This is a genomic window from Pseudomonas sp. FG86 (assembly GCF_057808775.1).
This window is the reverse complement of the sequence record NZ_JBMDIS010000027.1, coordinates 32,934-45,632: the sequence shown is the minus strand read 5'-3', so window position 1 is coordinate 45,632 and position 12,699 is coordinate 32,934. Positions and strand designations below refer to the sequence as shown.

Sequence of the window (12,699 nt, the reverse complement as noted above, 5' to 3'; positions counted from 1 at the left end):
TGACTGAGTTCCAACCTTGAAATGCAGTCAAGTGTGGGAGGGGGGCTTGCTCCCGAGGAGGCCGACTCGGTCAACCGGAAGAAACCCATAAAAAAACGCCACAGACCAAAGGTCGGAGGCGTTTTTCAGTACAACCACTGCTTACACGGTATGCAGGTACCAGTTGTACTCAAGGTCGGAGATGGAGTGTTCGAACTCTTCCAGCTCACTTTCCTTACAGGCGACGAAGATATCGATGTATTTAGGATCGATGTACTTGGCCATCACCTCGCTGTCGTCCAACTCGCGCAAGGCATCGCGCAGGTTGTTCGGCAGGCTTTGCTCGTTCTGCTCGTAGCTGTTGCCTTCCACGGGAGCGCCCGGTTCGATCTTGTTGGTCAGGCCGTGGTGCACGCCTGCCAGGACCGAAGCCATCAGCAGGTAAGGGTTGGCATCGGCGCCGGCCACGCGGTGTTCGATACGCACCGCATCGGACGAGCCGGTCGGTACGCGAATCGCCACGGTACGGTTATCCAGGCCCCAGCACGGCGAGTTCGGCACGTAGAACTGTGCGCCGAAACGACGGTAGGAGTTGACGTTAGGGCACAGGAACGCCATTTGGGCGGGTAGGGTCTCGAGCACACCGCCGATCGCGTGACGCAATGCGGCGTTCTGCTCGGGATCCTCGCTGGCAAAGATGTTCTTGCCGTCCTTGTCCAGGATCGAAATGTGTACGTGCAAACCGTTGCCTGCCTGGCCTGGGTAAGGCTTGGCCATGAAGGTGGTGTCCATCTCATGGTCGTAGGCGATGTTCTTGATCAGGCGCTTGAGCAGTACCGCGTAGTCGCAAGCCTTGATCGGGTCGGCCACGTGGTGCAGGTTCACTTCGAACTGCGCCGGGGCACTTTCCTTGACGATGGCGTCGGCCGGGATGCCTTGTTCCTTTGCACCTTCCAGGATGTCCTGGAGGCAGTCGACGTATTCGTCGAGGTCGTCGATCAGGTAGACCTGTGTCGAGTGCGGGCGTTTGCCGGAGATCGGCGAGCGGGGCGGTTGCGGGCGGCCGTTCACGTTCTCCTGGTCGATCAGGTAGAACTCAAGCTCGAAGGCAGCACAGATGGTCAGGCCGAGGTCATCAAATTTGCTTACAACTTGGCGGAGCACTTCGCGCGGATCGGCGAAGAAAGGTTCACCTTCAAGTTCGTGCATGGTCATCAGCAGTTGCGCGGTAGGGCGCTTTTGCCAGGGTTCATTGCACAGGGTGTCAGGGATCGGATAACAGATTCGGTCAGCATCACCGATATCCAGGCCCAGGCCGGTGCTTTCCACCGTAGAGCCATTGATATCCAGGGCAAATAGAGAGGCAGGCAGGTTAATGCCCTTCTCGTAAACCTTGTGGAGGCTGGTGCGTTCGATGCGCTTACCGCGCACCACACCATTCATATCCGCAATTAGAAGGTCTACGTACAGAACCTCAGGATGATCCTTAAGGAACGCGTTCGCTTCGTTAAGCTGAACGGCACGCGGGGGTACCGACATGATGCAACACCTTTGTTGTTAAAAATATCAATCATTGATCTTTTCTGGTTTCAGTCAACCCGAACGGCATGCCGAAGTCAAGCGAGGCCTTTTTTGCCCTAAAAAAGCGCCTTGAGGGCTTTTTTGAGGCTTTTTGGGGCTGTTTTTTCGATTTGACCGCCGTGGGACCAGCAGGCTTGAGCGGGCCGTGTTGTATTTTTTACGGGGGTGTTGTGTAAAAAAATGAACAAGGCTAAGCTCGATTCAAACCCATAACAGCAATAATACCGGGGTGTTTCATGTGTCTCCTGCCGCCACTTGGCGTCTTGGCCTGCTCCATACAGGCTTTGTCATCCGTTCATCCGTCCTGTGTGAACACCCGCGCCCCGGCCAATATTCTTGACGCTTCGGCGGACCTCTTCTATGCCTCTGCGCTTCCCTCGAATTTACCCCTGAACGGCTCCCGTGCAAGGTGCTGCTCATGATTCTGCACGACTTTGGCCTGAGGAATGCAACGCTGCAGCAAATGGCAGGTAAGCTCCTACTCTGAACGAAAAAAACGACGCGGATGCTGCGTCAACCAACGCCTGGCCTTTAATGGATGCCAGGAAACCCAGCCCAGAGGCATTTATGAGTAACAACCTCGACCAGCTCACCGATTGGTTGAAAGACCACAAGATCACAGAAGTCGAATGCATGATTGGCGACCTCACCGGCATCACCCGGGGCAAGATCTCGCCGACCAACAAGTTCATCGCCGAAAAAGGCATGCGCCTGCCCGAGAGTGTGCTGTTGCAGACCGTGACCGGCGACTACGTCGAAGACGACATCTATTACGAATTGCTCGACCCGGCCGACATCGACATGATCTGCCGCCCCGACCAGAACGCGGTATTCCTGGTGCCTTGGGCCATCGAGCCGACCGCCCAGGTGATCCACGACACCTACGACAAGCAAGGCAACCCGATCGAGCTGTCGCCGCGCAACGTGCTCAAGAAAGTCCTCAAGCTCTACGCCGACAAAGGCTGGCAGCCCATCGTGGCGCCGGAGATGGAGTTCTACCTGACCAAGCGCTGCGAAGACCCGGATTTCCCGCTGCAGCCGCCGATTGGTCGTTCCGGTCGCCCGGAAACCGGCCGCCAGTCCTTCTCCATAGAAGCCGCCAACGAATTCGACCCGTTGTTCGAAGACGTCTACGACTGGTGCGAGCTGCAGGAGCTGGACCTCGACACCCTGATCCACGAAGACGGCACGGCGCAGATGGAAATCAACTTCCGTCACGGCGATGCCCTGTCCCTAGCCGACCAGATCCTCGTGTTCAAGCGCACCATGCGGGAAGCCGCGCTCAAGCACGACGTGGCCGCCACCTTCATGGCCAAGCCGATGACCGGCGAGCCTGGCAGCGCGATGCACCTGCACCAGAGCATCATCGACATCGCCACCGGCAAGAACGTCTTCTCCAACGAAGACGGGACCATGAGCCAGCTGTTCCTCAACCACATTGGCGGCTTGCAGAAATTCATCCCCGAATTGCTGCCGTTGTTTGCCCCCAACGTGAACTCGTTCCGCCGCTTCCTGCCCGACACCTCGGCGCCGGTCAACGTGGAATGGGGCGAAGAAAACCGCACCGTCGGCCTGCGCGTACCGGATGCCGGCCCGCAAAACCGCCGTGTGGAAAACCGCCTGCCGGGGGCCGACGCCAACCCGTACCTGGCGATTGCCGCCAGCCTGCTGTGTGGCTACATCGGCATGGTCGAAGGCCATAACCCGAGCGCACCAGTGGTTGGTCGTGGCTACGAACGGCGCAACCTGCGCCTGCCGTTGACCATCGAAGACGCCCTGGAACGCATGGAAAACAGCAAGACCATCGAGAAATACCTGGGTCATAAATTCATCACAGGCTACGTCGCGGTCAAGCGGGCCGAGCATGAAAACTTCAAGCGCGTGATCAGTTCGTGGGAGCGGGAATTCCTGCTCTTCGCCGTCTGATGCGCCGGGCGTGCCGTGGGAACGGCGCGCCCTCACCTGAAAAGTCTAGGAGATTGGTATGTCCAGCAACAACCCGCAAACCCGTGAATGGCAAGCCTTGAGCAGTGAGCACCACCTGGCACCGTTCAGCGACTTCAAGCAATTGAAAGAGAAAGGCCCGCGGATCATCACCAAAGCCCACGGCGTTTACCTGTGGGACAGCGAAGGTAACAAGATCCTCGACGGCATGGCCGGCCTGTGGTGCGTGGCGATCGGCTACGGTCGCGATGAACTGGCCGACGCCGCCGCCAAGCAGATGAAAGAACTGCCGTACTACAACCTGTTCTTCCAGACCGCACACCCGCCGGTACTCGAATTGGCCAAGGCCATTTCCGACATCGCGCCTGCTGGCATGAACCACGTGTTCTTCACCGGTTCCGGCTCCGAAGGCAACGACACCATGTTGCGTATGGTCCGCCACTACTGGGCGATCAAGGGCCAACCGAACAAGAAAACCATCATCAGCCGCAAGAATGGCTACCACGGCTCCACCGTGGCTGGCGCCAGCCTGGGCGGCATGACTTATATGCATGAACAGGGCGATTTGCCGATCCCGGGCATCGTCCATATCGCCCAGCCCTATTGGTTCGGCGAAGGCGGTGACATGAGCCCCGAAGAGTTCGGGGTGTGGGCTGCCAACCAGCTGGAAGAGAAGATCCTGGAGCTGGGTGTGGACAACGTCGGGGCCTTTATTGCCGAGCCGATCCAGGGCGCCGGTGGCGTGATCGTACCGCCCGCGACCTACTGGCCGCGCATCAAGGAAATTCTCGCCAAGTACGACATCCTGTTTGTCGCCGATGAAGTGATCTGTGGTTTCGGCCGTACCGGTGAGTGGTTCGGTAGTGATTTCTACGACCTCAAGCCCGACATGATGACCATCGCCAAGGGCCTGACCTCGGGCTACATCCCGATGGGCGGCCTGATCGTGCGTGACGAGGTGGTTGCCGTGCTGAATGAAGGCGGCGATTTCAACCACGGCTTCACCTACTCCGGTCACCCGGTGGCAGCGGCGGTTGCGTTGGAAAACATCCGCATCATGCGCGATGAAAAAATCGTTAACCGCGTTCACGACGAAACGGCACCGTATTTGCAGAAACGTCTGAGGGAGCTGGCTGACCACCCGTTGGTGGGTGAAGTACGCGGTGTCGGCATGCTCGGTGCAATTGAACTGGTCCAGGACAAAGCGACGCGCAAGCGTTACGAAGGCCGTGGCGTTGGCATGATCTGCCGCACCTTCTGCTTCGAGAATGGCCTGATCATGCGCGCCGTGGGCGACACCATGATCATTTCGCCGCCACTGGTGATCAGCAAGGCTGAAATTGATGAGCTGGTAACCAAGGCTCGGCATTGCCTGGACCTGACTTTGGCGGCATTGCAGGGCTAAGTGCTAGGCTCAGTGCGCGGTGGCTTTGCCGCTGCGTCTGGGCAGCTATAAATATGCATGTATAAATCGAGGGCTTTGGTTGAAAGCCGGCCCTCTAAGTTGCCAGACTGTCGCCCTGTTTTGTTGCCCTTTGTGGGCCGCGAAACACACACAAGCTTGTGGCCCAAAAAAGAAAAATTGGAGCATCACCAAATGAAGGCATTAGGTTTGAAGAACGCGGGCAAGACCCTCCTCGCCTTGTCCCTGATGGGCGCAATGGCAGGCGCGGCCCAGGCAGACGATAAAGTGCTGCACGTCTATAACTGGTCCGACTACATCGCTCCGGACACCATCGCCAACTTTGAAAAAGAGTCGGGCATTAAAGTGGTGTACGACGTTTTCGACAGTAACGAGACCCTGGAAGCCAAGTTGCTGGCAGGCAAGTCCGGCTACGACATCGTCGTACCGTCGAACAACTTCCTTGCCAAGCAGATCAAGGCTGGGGTCTACCAGGAGCTGGACAAGTCCAAATTGTCCAACTACGGCAACCTGAACAAAGCCCTGCTCAAAGCCGTGTCGGTCAGCGACCCGGACAACAAGCACGCATTCCCGTACATGTGGGGCTCGATCGGTATCGGCTACAACCCGGAGAAGGTCAAGGCTGCGCTGGGCGTGGACAAGATCGATTCGTGGGACACCCTGCTCAAGCCGGAAAACATCGCCAAGCTGAAAAGCTGCGGCGTGAGCTTCCTCGATTCGCCAACCGAAATGCTGCCAGTGGCGCTGCATTACCTGGGCCTGCCGACCGACACCCAGAAAAAAGAAGACCTGAAGAAAGCTGAAGATCTGTTCCTCAAGATCCGTCCTTCGATTGGCTACTTCCACTCGTCCAAATACATCTCCGACCTGGCCAACGGCAACATCTGCGTGGCCGTGGGCTACTCGGGTGACATCCAGCAGGCCAAGTCCCGCGCGGCTGAAGCCGGTGGCAAGGTCAAGGTGGCCTACGACATTCCGAAAGAAGGCGCCGGTAGCTTCTACGACATGGTCGCCATCCCTAAAGATGCCGAAAACGTCGACGCTGCCTACAAGTTCCTGAACTACCTGCTCAAGCCGGAAGTCATGGCGAGCATTACCAACAGCGTCCGTTTCCCGAACGGTAACGAAAAAGCCACCGCACTGGTCGACAAAGACATCACCAGCGACCCGGGCATCTACCCGTCGGCGGAGGTGCAGGCCAAGCTCTACGCCATTGCTGACTTGCCGGCGGCAACCCAGCGTGAAATGACACGCAGCTGGACCAAAATCAAGTCGGGCAAGTAAGCCTTAAAACCTGTGGGAGGGGGCTTGCCCCCGATGGCGTTGTATCAGAAACACTTGTGCAAGCTGACACACTGCCATCGGGGGTAAGCCCCCCCCCACACAATAAATGACAGAAAGTTTTGCCGGATCGGTTTATCGAGGGTAAGTTGCGCGCCGGTTTTGTTGCCGGGCAACAACTTTGGGCCCAACTATTTAAGAGGACCTCCACTTGCCATTTTCTTTATTTCGCAAAGCCTTGCTGGTGGGTGCAGGTATCACGCTGGCTGTCAGCGTGCAGGCCGCATCGACCGTGCATGTTTATAACTGGTCGGACTACATCGGGCCCGACACCCTGGCCAACTTTGAAAAAGCCAGCGGCATCAAGCCGGTGTATGACGTGTTTGACTCCAATGAAACCCTGGAAGGCAAGTTGCTCGCCGGGCGCACGGGTTACGACGTGGTCGTGCCGTCCAACCACTTCCTCGGCAAGCAGATCAAGGCCGGAGCATTCCAGAAGCTCGACAAGTCGTTGCTGACGAACTACGCCAACCTTGATCCGGCGTTGCTCAAGCGCCTGGAAAAGAACGACCCGGGTAACCAGTACGCTGTACCGTACCTGTGGGGCACCAACGGCATTGGCTACAACGTCGATAAAGTGAAGGAAGTACTGGGTGTCGACCATATCGACTCGTGGGCCGTGCTGTTCGAACCGGAAAACATGAAGAAGCTGGCGTCCTGCGGCGTGTCCTTTATGGACTCGGCGGATGAAATGCTGCCGGCAGTACTCAACTACATGGGCCTCAACCCCAACAGTACCAACCCGGACGACTACAAGAAGGCCGAAGAAAAACTACTGAAAGTGCGTCCCTACGTGACCTACTTCCACTCCTCCAAATACATCTCCGACCTGGCCAACGGCAATATCTGCGTGGCTGCCGGGTTCTCCGGTGATGTGTTCCAGGCCAAGGCCCGGGCGGCCGAAGCGGGTAAAGGCGTGAACATCGCCTACGCGATTCCGAAAGAAGGCGGCAACCTGTGGTTTGACGTGCTGGCGATTCCCAAGGATGCCACCAACGTCAACGAAGCCCACGCCTTTATCAACTATTTGCTGCAACCTGAGGTGATCGCTCAGGTCAGTGATCACGTCGGTTATGCCAACCCTAACCCAGGGGCGGACAAACTGATGGAGCAATCGATACGCACCGACGCAGCGGTTTACCCACCGCAGGCGGTTCTCGACCGGACATTCGTCAACTTCGAGCTACCCCCGAAGGTGCAGCGTTTAATGACCCGTAGCTGGACCAAGGTCAAGACGGGCAAGTAAGGCTCTAACTATCCAAGGTTCGCCCACCTCGGGCAAACCGCACTCTTTTTTTTGGGAGTTTCGTAAATGGCAGTTGCCTCCGGCGCCTATAAGAAAGCCCTCGAGGGCGACCAGACACCGAAAAAGGTGCTGGTCAAAATCGACCGGGTCACGAAGAAGTTCGACGAGACGATTGCCGTGGACGATGTGTCCCTGGAAATCAAGAAAGGCGAGATATTCGCCTTGCTCGGCGGTTCGGGTTCGGGCAAATCCACCTTGCTGCGCATGCTCGCAGGCTTTGAGCGCCCCACCGAAGGTCGCATCTACCTCGACGGCGTGGACATCACTGATATGCCGCCCTACGAGCGGCCGATCAACATGATGTTCCAGTCCTACGCCTTGTTCCCGCACATGACCGTGGCGCAGAACATCGCGTTCGGCCTGCAGCAGGACAAGATCCCCAAGGCCGAAGTGGATGCGCGCGTGGCCGAGATGCTCAAGCTGGTACAGATGAGCCAGTTCGCCAAGCGCAAGCCGCACCAGTTGTCGGGCGGCCAGCGTCAGCGCGTGGCCCTGGCCCGTTCCCTGGCCAAGCGCCCGAAACTGCTGCTGCTCGATGAGCCGATGGGCGCACTCGACAAGAAACTGCGTTCGCAGATGCAACTGGAACTGGTGGAAATCATCGAGCGTGTCGGCGTGACCTGCGTCATGGTGACCCACGACCAGGAAGAGGCCATGACCATGGCCGAGCGCATCGCAATCATGCACCTGGGCTGGATCGCCCAGATCGGCAGCCCGGTCGACATCTACGAGACCCCCACCAGCCGCCTGGTGTGCGAATTCATCGGCAACGTCAACATCTTCGACACCCAGGTGGTGGACGACGCCGAAGGCCACGCGGTACTCAAGTGCCCGGACCTGGACCGCGACATCTACGTGGGCTACGGCATCGCCACAGCGGTCGAAGACAAGTCGGTGACCTACGCCATCCGCCCGGAAAAACTGCTGGTGACCACCGAAATGCCGACCTGCGAGCACAACTGGTCCAGCGGCAAGGTGCACGATATCGCCTACCTGGGTGGCCACTCGGTGTTCTACGTCGAGCTGCCGAGCGGCAAGCTGGTGCAGTCCTTCGTTGCCAACGCAGAGCGCCGTGGCCAGCGTCCGACCTGGGGTGACCAGGTGTACGTATGGTGGGAAGACGACAGCGGCGTGGTACTTCGCTCATGAATATGAAAAAGTTCAAGCGCCAGCTGCAACGAATAACCCCCGGTGGCCGGCATGTGGTCATCGGGATCCCTTTCCTCTGGCTGTTCCTGTTCTTCATGCTGCCGTTCTTCATCGTCCTGAAGATCAGCTTTGCCGAAGCCGACGTGGCGATCCCGCCATACACCGAGATCTACACCTTCGTAGAGCAGAAGTTGCAGTTGGTGCTGAACCTGGCCAACTACGCGATGCTCGGCGACGACGAGTTGTACATCGCCGCGTACCTGGGCTCGCTGAAGATGGCGTTTTTCAGCACCATCCTCTGCCTGGTGATCGGCTACCCGATGGCCTATGCGATTGCCAGTGCGCGCAAGGAGATGCAGACCGTACTGGTGCTGCTGATCATGATGCCGACCTGGACCGCGATCCTGATCCGCGTGTATGCGTGGATGGGCATTCTCAGCAACAACGGCTTGCTCAATGGCTTCCTGATTTCCATGGGCCTGATCAACGAACCGTTGCAGATCCTCAACACCAACATCGCGGTGTATATCGGCGTGGTCTATTCGTACCTGCCGTTCATGATCCTGCCGCTGTACGCCAACCTGGTGAAGCATGACCAGAGCCTGTTGGAAGCCGCGTCAGACCTCGGGTCGAGCACGTTCAACAGCTTCTGGAAGATCACCGTGCCGCTGTCCAAGAACGGCATCATCGCCGGCTGCATGCTGGTCTTCATTCCGGTAGTGGGCGAGTTCGTGATCCCGGAACTGCTTGGCGGCCCGGAAACCCTGATGATCGGTAAAGTGTTGTGGCAAGAATTCTTCAACAACCGTGACTGGCCGGTGGCCTCTGCCCTGGCGGTGGTGATGCTGGCGATCCTGATCGTGCCGATCATCCTGTTTAACCGCAGCCAAGCCAAAGAGATGGAGGGCAAGATATGAAGCGCGTCAGTTTCTCAAGCTTCATGCTGGTGGCGGGGTTGTTGTTCATCTACCTGCCGATGCTGATCCTGGTGATCTACTCGTTCAACGAATCCAAGCTGGTGACAGTGTGGGGCGGTTGGTCGATCAAGTGGTACGTGGGCCTGCTGGACAACACCCAGTTGATGGGCTCGGTGGCGCGCTCCCTGGAAATCGCCTGCTACACGGCGGTGGCGGCGGTGGCGCTGGGCACCTTGGCCGCGTTCGTCTTGACGCGCATCAGTCAGTTCAAAGGCCGTACGCTGTTCGGCGGCCTGGTGACTGCACCGTTGGTGATGCCGGAAGTGATCACCGGTCTGTCACTGTTGCTGCTGTTCGTGGCGATGGCGCAGATGATCGGCTGGCCCCAGGAGCGTGGCATTGTCACCATCTGGATCGCCCACACCACGTTCTGCGCGGCCTATGTGGCGGTGGTGGTGTCGGCGCGCCTGCGTGAACTGGACCTGTCGATCGAAGAAGCGGCGATGGACCTGGGTGCGCGGCCGTGGAAGGTGTTCTTCCTGATCACCATCCCGATGATCGCGCCGTCGTTGGCGGCCGGTGGGATGATGTCGTTCGCGCTGTCCCTGGATGACCTGGTACTGGCCAGCTTCGTGTCGGGCCCGGGTTCGACCACCTTGCCGATGGAAGTGTTCTCGGCAGTGCGCCTGGGGGTTAAACCCGAGATCAACGCCGTGGCCAGCCTGATTCTGCTGGCGGTATCGCTGGTGACCTTCCTGGTGTGGTTCTTCAGCCGGCGTGCCGAAGAAATGCGCAAGAAGGCGATCCAGCAGGCGATCGAAGAAGCAGCGGCGGATGGCTGGCAGCAGCCGGATGTGCGTCGGGCGCCAGCGCCGGTCTAAAAGCCTGCGCGGTCAAAATGTGGGAGGGGGCAAGTCGAAACGTCGCACCGCCCCTCCCACAGTTGATTGCATTTCAACTCCGCTACGCCAACCACGGCGACTGGCGAATCACCTCGACAAAATTCATCGGCTTGAACCCCGGCTCCTGGTCCACCAGCACATCGGTCTTCACGTTGCCAAACGTGGTCTGCGGACGATGGCGCAAGCCGTCGGCGAAGGCGCAGATGATGCATTCCTTGAACCCTTCACCACGTGGATGCGCATGCACCACGGCTTCGCGCTGCACGCTGGGAAAGGCGGCGTAGTCCATGCCCAGCACGTCCATTTCCACGCCAGCCGTCACCAGCGCCACGGTCGGGCGCAGATGCTGTGGCACACCCGGTGTGGTGTGCAGGGCGATGGACAGCCACACCTGTTCGATATCGTCGTCGCTCAGTCCGTAGGGCTTGAGAAAATCCGCCGCTGCGTTGGCACCGTCTACTTCGAAACGCTCGTTGTCACTGCGATGGCCTTCCACCAGGCCCAGGTCATGGAACATCGCACCGACGTACAGCAACTCGGGGTTGTAGGCCAGTTGCCTGCGCTCACCGCTCAAGGCGCCGAACAGGAATACCCGGCGGGAGTGGTGGTAGAGCAGGTCGGATTCAATGTCGCGGATGTACTCGGTGGTGGCCTTGGCCAGGGCGCTGTCCGGGATCTTGATGCCGGCGATGGTGGTGCTCATGGTGGTTCTCCTCTGGAAAGCCTCCAGTCTGGCCGCGCGCCCGTGAAGCGGCCATGGTGACGAGGGGGCGATCCCGGCCAATCTGCCGTCACATCGTGCCAAGGGGAAATCGACTAGGGTGTAGCGGGCGATATCACTCTCGAAGCCTGCGAAAATCAAAATGTGAGAGGGGGCTTGCCCCCGATAGCTGAGCACCAGGCACTGCATCTGCTGACTGATACAACGCCATCGGGAGCAAGCTCCCTCCCACAGGGTTTGCATTTTATTCCGCTAGAAAAAGGTGTCTGTGAGCATGCACAAGACCGTCGCCATCCTGATCTTCCCCGGCGTCCAGTCACTGGATGTGACCGGCCCCCTGGATGTGTTCTGCGAAGCCAACCGCTTTCTGCCGCCCCAGGATCACTACCAGATGGAGGTCATCGGGCTGGGCCACGGCACGCTGGCTGCCTCCAACGGTTTGTCATTGCAGGCCCACCGGCACTACAGCGAAGCCCTGCAAGCCTATGACCTGCTGCTGGTCCCCGGTGGCCCGCAATTGCCCTTCGAGGAATTTGGCGCCCCGTTCGATGATTGGCTGCGTGGTGCAACCGCCCGGGCGCGGCGCTTCGGTTCAATCTGCAACGGCGCCTTCACGCTGGCGCGCGCCGGGCTACTGGATGGAAAAACCGTCACGACGCATTGGAATGATGCGGCAGGCCTGGCGCGTTTGTGCCCCCGCGCCCAGGTCGAAGCTGACCGCCTCTACGTGCAAGACGGCAACCTCTACACCTCGGCTGGCGTCACGGCGGGTATCGACCTCTCGCTGTACCTGTTGGCCCAGGACCATGGCCCGGAGGTGGCGCTGAGCGTGGCCAAGCGCCTGGTGGTGTTCACCCAGCGCTCGGGTGGGCAGTCACAGTTCAGCCCGTTCCTCACGCCCCATGCCGAAACCACCTCGGCGGTAGCGCTGGTGCAGGTGTACGTCTTGGCGAACCTGACCGGTGACTTGACCATCGCCGACCTGGCCAAGGCCGCGAATATGAGTGCGCGTAATTTCTCTCGGGTGTTCACCCGTGAAGCGCGGATAACGCCTGCGGAGTTTGTCGAGCGGGCGCGGGTGGATGCGGCGCGGATGATGCTCGAAAGCAGTCCCGCGCCGCTCAAGACCGTGGCCTATCAGTGCGGTTTTCGCGATGCGCAGCACATGCGCAGCGTGTTCAATCGCCGCCTGGGCGTGACGCCGCAACAGTTCCGGCGCAACTTTGCGGCGCCGCTCTAAACGGAACACACCGTGGGAAGGGCTGTATTAAACGACGGCATTTTTTGTGGCGAGCGGGCTTGCCCCGCGTTGGGCTGCGCAGCAGCCCCAAAACACAGCCCCGGAGCTGACTGACACACTGCAGCGCTCTTATTAGGGCTGCTGCGCAGCCCAACGCGGGGCAAGCCCGCTCGCCACAAGGGCCCGCTTGCCGCAG

Annotated in this window: 10 protein-coding genes; 8 read left to right on the top strand and 2 right to left on the bottom strand. The window is 59.1% G+C overall.

All coding sequences use genetic code 11. The features are described from left to right. Nucleotides 1-141 precede the first annotated feature (141 nt). A complete protein-coding gene (locus tag ACODSV_RS18455; RefSeq protein ID WP_003213894.1) occupies nucleotides 142-1,518 on the bottom strand; it encodes a glutamine synthetase family protein in 1,377 nt (458 codons plus the stop codon). 609 nt (nucleotides 1,519-2,127) lie between these two features. Between ACODSV_RS18455 and ACODSV_RS18450 the strand changes: the two genes are divergently transcribed. The 7 genes from ACODSV_RS18450 to ACODSV_RS18420 all read left to right on the top strand — a co-directional run bounded on the left by ACODSV_RS18450 (nucleotide 2,128) and on the right by ACODSV_RS18420 (nucleotide 10,521). Continuing rightward, on the top strand, nucleotides 2,128-3,486 hold the full coding sequence (locus ACODSV_RS18450) for a glutamine synthetase family protein (RefSeq protein ID WP_017845082.1): 1,359 nt from the start codon (nucleotides 2,128-2,130) through the stop codon (nucleotides 3,484-3,486). A 58-nt stretch (nucleotides 3,487-3,544) separates the two neighbouring features. Next, nucleotides 3,545-4,909 carry an aspartate aminotransferase family protein gene (locus ACODSV_RS18445; protein WP_150095532.1) on the top strand — a complete coding sequence of 455 codons (1,365 nt, stop codon included), beginning with the start codon at nucleotides 3,545-3,547 and terminating at the stop codon, nucleotides 4,907-4,909. A 207-nt stretch (nucleotides 4,910-5,116) separates the two neighbouring features. Beyond that, nucleotides 5,117-6,211 carry a polyamine ABC transporter substrate-binding protein gene (locus tag ACODSV_RS18440; RefSeq protein ID WP_150296462.1) on the top strand — a complete coding sequence of 365 codons (1,095 nt, stop codon included), beginning with the start codon at nucleotides 5,117-5,119 and terminating at the stop codon, nucleotides 6,209-6,211. A gap of 208 nt (nucleotides 6,212-6,419) precedes the next feature. Next, entirely contained in the window at nucleotides 6,420-7,514 is a 1,095-nt protein-coding gene (locus ACODSV_RS18435; RefSeq protein ID WP_454843989.1) for a polyamine ABC transporter substrate-binding protein, read from the top strand. Nucleotides 7,515-7,580: 66 nt separating this feature from the next. Next, nucleotides 7,581-8,723, top strand: a complete 1,143-nt coding sequence (locus ACODSV_RS18430) for an ABC transporter ATP-binding protein (protein ID WP_024077973.1) — start codon at nucleotides 7,581-7,583, stop codon at nucleotides 8,721-8,723. Continuing rightward, the gene (locus tag ACODSV_RS18425; RefSeq protein ID WP_454843988.1) at nucleotides 8,720-9,640 is read left to right on the top strand and encodes an ABC transporter permease subunit; all 921 of its coding nucleotides are present in this window, start codon (nucleotides 8,720-8,722) and stop codon (nucleotides 9,638-9,640) included. Before ACODSV_RS18430 ends, ACODSV_RS18425 begins: the two co-directional genes overlap by 4 nt. Beyond that, a complete protein-coding gene (locus ACODSV_RS18420; RefSeq protein WP_024077971.1) occupies nucleotides 9,637-10,521 on the top strand; it encodes an ABC transporter permease subunit in 885 nt (294 codons plus the stop codon). The genes ACODSV_RS18425 and ACODSV_RS18420 overlap by 4 nt, the downstream gene beginning before the upstream one ends. Nucleotides 10,522-10,603: 82 nt before the next feature. On the opposite strand, the gene ACODSV_RS18415 is transcribed toward ACODSV_RS18420, so the two are convergent. Then, on the bottom strand, nucleotides 10,604-11,245 hold the full coding sequence (locus tag ACODSV_RS18415) for an HD domain-containing protein (RefSeq protein ID WP_024077970.1): 642 nt from the start codon (nucleotides 11,243-11,245) through the stop codon (nucleotides 10,604-10,606). A 292-nt stretch (nucleotides 11,246-11,537) separates the two neighbouring features. On the opposite strand from ACODSV_RS18415, the gene ACODSV_RS18410 reads away from it, so the two are divergent. Then, nucleotides 11,538-12,503: a GlxA family transcriptional regulator gene (locus ACODSV_RS18410; protein ID WP_150095207.1), complete on the top strand. Its 966-nt coding sequence runs from the start codon at nucleotides 11,538-11,540 to the stop codon at nucleotides 12,501-12,503. Nucleotides 12,504-12,699 lie beyond the last annotated feature (196 nt).

What these genes read in the sequence shown, in the direction of transcription:
- ACODSV_RS18410 (WP_150095207.1), top strand. Translation starts at nt 11,538, where the DNA reads ATGCACAAGACCGTCGCCATCCTGATCTTCCCCGGCGTCCAGTCACTG.
- ACODSV_RS18420 (WP_024077971.1), top strand. Translation starts at nt 9,637, where the DNA reads ATGAAGCGCGTCAGTTTCTCAAGCTTCATGCTGGTGGCGGGGTTGTTG.
- ACODSV_RS18445 (WP_150095532.1), top strand. Translation starts at nt 3,545, where the DNA reads ATGTCCAGCAACAACCCGCAAACCCGTGAATGGCAAGCCTTGAGCAGT.
- ACODSV_RS18450 (WP_017845082.1), top strand. Translation starts at nt 2,128, where the DNA reads ATGAGTAACAACCTCGACCAGCTCACCGATTGGTTGAAAGACCACAAG.
- ACODSV_RS18425 (WP_454843988.1), top strand. Translation starts at nt 8,720, where the DNA reads ATGAATATGAAAAAGTTCAAGCGCCAGCTGCAACGAATAACCCCCGGT.
- ACODSV_RS18455 (WP_003213894.1), bottom strand. Translation starts at nt 1,518, where the DNA reads ATGTCGGTACCCCCGCGTGCCGTTCAGCTTAACGAAGCGAACGCGTTC.
- ACODSV_RS18430 (WP_024077973.1), top strand. Translation starts at nt 7,581, where the DNA reads ATGGCAGTTGCCTCCGGCGCCTATAAGAAAGCCCTCGAGGGCGACCAG.
- ACODSV_RS18415 (WP_024077970.1), bottom strand. Translation starts at nt 11,245, where the DNA reads ATGAGCACCACCATCGCCGGCATCAAGATCCCGGACAGCGCCCTGGCC.